Source organism: Streptomyces sp. P5F9 (assembly GCF_057961495.1).
In genome coordinates, this window is the sequence record NZ_JBXVPZ010000685.1 from 1 (window position 1) to 3,765 (window position 3,765).

The following is a 3,765-nucleotide window of genomic DNA, read 5'->3' on the forward strand; positions in this document are numbered from 1 at the left end:
GGGCTGCGCCGTCTCGGGGGGAGGATGTGATGGTGGGGAGCACGTGAGGAGCCTTGATCCGCTCCCGTCCCTGGTCCGCTCCCGTCCCGACGATCCCGCGCCCTCACTGAAGCACACCGGTCAACCGCCGGAGGCTACGGCGACACCGGTCACCACCCCCCCAACCGCCGGAGGCTACGGCAGCATCGGATAACTCCCCGTACTCGTAGGCGCATGCTCCGGCAGCCACAGCACCGCCACCGCGCCCTCCGCCGGAATGTGGTCCGGTGCGCCCGCGGGGCGGACGTTGCGGAAGGTGAGGCGGGCGCCGAGGACGCGGGCCTGGCCGGCCGCGATGGTCAGGCCCAGGCCGTGGCCGTGGCCCGCGCGGTCCTTGCTGCCGGTGCGGAAGCGGCTCGGGCCCTCCGCGAGGAGTTCCTCGGGGAAGCCGGGGCCGTGGTCGCGGACCCGGATGACCCGGCCCTCGACGGAGACCTCGATCGGCGGTTTGCCGTGGCGGGCCGCGTTGGCGAGGAGGTTGAACAGGACGCGTTCCAGGCGGCGCGGGTCCGTCGTCACCTCCGACTCGTGCACGACGTGCACCACCGCGTCCGGGTCCTTCGCGATCACCCGGCGGCTCACGAAGTCGCCCAGCATGAGGTCCTGCAACTCGGCCCGCTCGGACGCCCCGTCGAGCCGGGCGACCTCCAGCACGTCCTCGACCAGCGTGCGCATCGCCTTCGCGCGGTCCAGGACCAGTTCGGTCGGGCGGCCCGGGGGGAGGAGTTCGGCCGCGGTCAGCAAGCCCGTCACCGGGGTGCGCAACTCGTGCGCGATGTCCGCCGTGACCCGGCGTTCCGCCTCAAGTCGCTGCTGCAGCGCGTCCGTCATCGCGTCCACCGCGCGCGCGAGGTCGTCGGTCTCGTCCCGTACGACCCCGCCGATCGCGTCCCGTACCCGTACGTCCGTCTCGCCCTTGGCGACCTGGTTCGCCGCGGCCGCCGCCTTGCGCAGCCGGCGCGAGAGCTGGCCGCCGATCAGGACACCGAGCGCGCTGCCGCCGAGCACGGCCGCGATCGAGCCGATCACCAGGGCCTGGTCGAGGTCCTTGAGGATGTCCGTGCTGCGGTCGGTGAACCCGGTGTGCAGGGACATGACGTGGCCGTCCTTGAGCGGTACGGCCGCCCAGATGTCCGGCACCCCGTGCGGCCGGTCGGTGACGTAGGTCGCCCGGCGGCCCTCCCCGACCTTCTCGCGCAGCGCCGGCGGCAGATTCGGGTCGTCGATCTTGATGCTGGGAAAGTTCGGCCGCCCGGACAACTCGTAGTTGCGCTGCGCGATCTGGACGCGCTCGTCCGCGAGGTCGCGCGCGTTGTCCAGCATCGACACCCGGGCCGCGTTGTGCACGACCAGGCTGAGCGCGATCGCGACCAGCGTGCCGACCAGCGCGATGGCCGCGCTGAGCTTCCATCTCAGGCCCGTACGGATGCCCGCTCTGTCCATGAACGACGGGACCCTGCGCCGTGAATTCCCCCGCATACCCCTGCTCAGGCCTTCAACTTGTAGCCGAAGCCGCGGACCGTCTCGATCCGGTCCTGGCCGATCTTCGTCCGCAGCCGCTGCACGTGGACGTCCACGACCCGGGTGTCACCGCCCCAGCCGTAGTCCCACACCCGCTCCAGCAGCTTGTCGCGGGACAGCACCGTGCCCGGCGCCGACGAGAACTCCAGCAGCAGCCGCATCTCGGTCGGCGTCAGCGCCACCGGCTGTCCCGCGCGGCGCACCTCCATGCCCTCGGTGTCGATCTCCAGATCCCCGAAGGTCAGCACCCCGCCGCCGACCGTGTCCGCCTCCGTGTCCGCCGTACGGTCGCTGCCGCCCGCGTGTCCGAAGCGGCGCAGCACCGCGCGGATGCGGGCCACCAGGACGGCGCCGTCGAAGGGCTTCGTGACGTAGTCGTCGGCGCCCGCCTCCAGGCCGAGTACGACGTCGATCGAGTCCGCGCGTGCCGACAGCATGATCACCGGGACCGTCGAGTCGTCCCGGATACGGCGGCACAGGCTCACCCCGTCCAGGCCCGGGACCATCACGTCCAGCAGCGCGATGTCGGGGCGGTCCGCCCGGAACGCCTCCAGGCCCGACAGCCCGTCGGGCATGGCGGTGACCACGAAGCCGTCCCGCTCCAGGGCGAGTTGGGTGGCCTCGCGGATGACGTCGTCGTCCTCGACGAACAGGACGTGGGTCTGGTCTGCCATCCCGGTGCTCTCAGTCCTCGTGTGGGTCGTTCTCAAGCATGGGACGCCTGGGGCGGCGTCCGCGTTCACTGAAGCATCGGATCGGGGCGGCCGATCGGTTCAGTCCCGACCGGTTCTGTTCCGTTCAGTTCTTGCTCGGAGCGGGCGAGGCGTCGCCCCCGACCGCGTTGCTGTACTCGTTGTGGGTGCTGTACTCCTGGACGAAACGGCCCGAGGTCCAGCGGTACGTGATCACGTTCTCCCCGGAGGGACTCGACACCGGGTCGCCCTTCTCGTACACCTGCTTGGTGACGACCAGATCGCCGCGGTCTATCTCCGCGTAGACCGGGGGTTCCTCGGCCTTGAACACATTCTCGTACGTCCCGCCCTTGTCGCGATACACGTACGAGCCGATCCCCACCGCATCGCCGCAGGTCATCACGTTGACGACGACGTCGTTCGCGGTGCTGCCGGTCAGTACGCCGTACGACACGTCGACCGCGTACTCGTCGGCGACGCACGGCTTCAGCTCGTGCTTGACGGCCGCCGAGACCTTCGGGTCGTCCATGACGAGCTTGACCGCGTCCACGTGGTCGTCGACGGTCGCGGAGGGCGAGGGGGACTTGGCCTCCGCGACGCCCGCCACCGAGTCGGAGTGCGCCGGGCCCTCGTCACGGGCACCCGTGCCGCCGGTGGCGCAGCCGGACACCATAAGGGCGAGGGCGGCGAGCACGGCCATCGCCGCGAACGCCGCCTCGAAGCTCCCGCGCACCCTGCCGGGCCCGGGGATGCTGCTCGGCCCGGGCCCAGGGGTGTCGTCGCTCAGGCCGCGCAACGCTCCCGCTCCTCACGCTCCAGCGCGCGTGCGTCCAGGTCGCGGGCCTCCAGCTCCTCCCGGAGCCGGGCGAGCGCCCGGTGCAGCGTGCTCTTGACCGTACCGGCCGACATGCCCAGGGCGGCGGCCGTCTCTTCGGTGGACATCTGCTCCCAGTGTCGCAGGACGACAACACTGCGCTGTTTCGGAGCGAGAACTTTCATGATGTCCATAAGAAGCGCCCGGTCCGCGTGCTGCTCGGTCGCGTCGTCGACGCTCGCGTCCGGCAGCTGCTCGGTGGGAACCTCTTCGAGCTTGCGGGCCCGCCACCACTCGGTCCGCGTGTTGATCATGACGCGGCGCAGGTACGCGTCCGCGAGGCGCTTGTCTTCGATGGTCTCCCAGCGGCCGTACGTCCGTACGAGCGCCGTCTGGAGCAGGTCCTGGGCGTCGACCGGGTCCGGCACCAGCCGGCGGGCGCTGCGCAGCAGCGCGTCCTGTCGGGTGCGGACGTACTCCTCGAATTCGAGCACCTCGCCCTGCGCCATGATCAACCGCCTCCATCCCCGTTTCCGACCCGCCTGCTGCCGGTTGTCCTCTGCTGCTGTCCCGCCGGTCTGCGGTACACAAATGAAGTTACGGAGGGGTTGTCACGGCACTGTGCGGAGCAGCCTGCGGAGAGCGCTCGGCTGTCCGTCGGTTGTGTAACGGAAGTAGGTCCGGGGTAAGGGGGCGGGG

At 70.8% G+C, this 3,765-nt stretch carries 4 protein-coding genes; all 4 read right to left on the minus strand.

Annotated elements, in window-relative coordinates; genetic code table 11:
- Positions 1-174: 174 nt before the first annotated feature.
- Positions 175-1,518 (minus strand): two-component system sensor histidine kinase CseC, encoded by a 1,344-nt coding sequence (gene cseC, locus AC31A1_RS48450; protein WP_489659433.1) that lies wholly within the window; start codon positions 1,516-1,518, stop codon positions 175-177.
- 8 nt (positions 1,519-1,526) lie between these two features.
- The gene (gene cseB / locus AC31A1_RS48455) at positions 1,527-2,234 is read right to left on the minus strand and encodes a two-component system response regulator CseB (RefSeq protein ID WP_489659434.1); all 708 of its coding nucleotides are present in this window, start codon (positions 2,232-2,234) and stop codon (positions 1,527-1,529) included.
- 124 nt (positions 2,235-2,358) lie between these two features.
- On the minus strand, positions 2,359-3,048 hold the full coding sequence (locus tag AC31A1_RS48460; RefSeq protein WP_489659435.1) for a hypothetical protein: 690 nt from the start codon (positions 3,046-3,048) through the stop codon (positions 2,359-2,361).
- Entirely contained in the window at positions 3,036-3,575 is a 540-nt protein-coding gene (locus AC31A1_RS48465) for a SigE family RNA polymerase sigma factor (protein ID WP_019064956.1), read from the minus strand. The genes AC31A1_RS48460 and AC31A1_RS48465 overlap by 13 nt, the downstream gene beginning before the upstream one ends.
- Between the last annotated feature and the right edge of the window lie 190 nt (positions 3,576-3,765).

Coding starts and splice junctions, on each gene's coding strand:
- cseC (WP_489659433.1), bottom strand. CDS start 1,518: ATGCGGGGGAATTCACGGCGCAGGGTCCCGTCGTTCATGGACAGAGCG.
- cseB (WP_489659434.1), bottom strand. CDS start 2,234: ATGGCAGACCAGACCCACGTCCTGTTCGTCGAGGACGACGACGTCATC.
- AC31A1_RS48465 (WP_019064956.1), bottom strand. CDS start 3,575: ATGGCGCAGGGCGAGGTGCTCGAATTCGAGGAGTACGTCCGCACCCGA.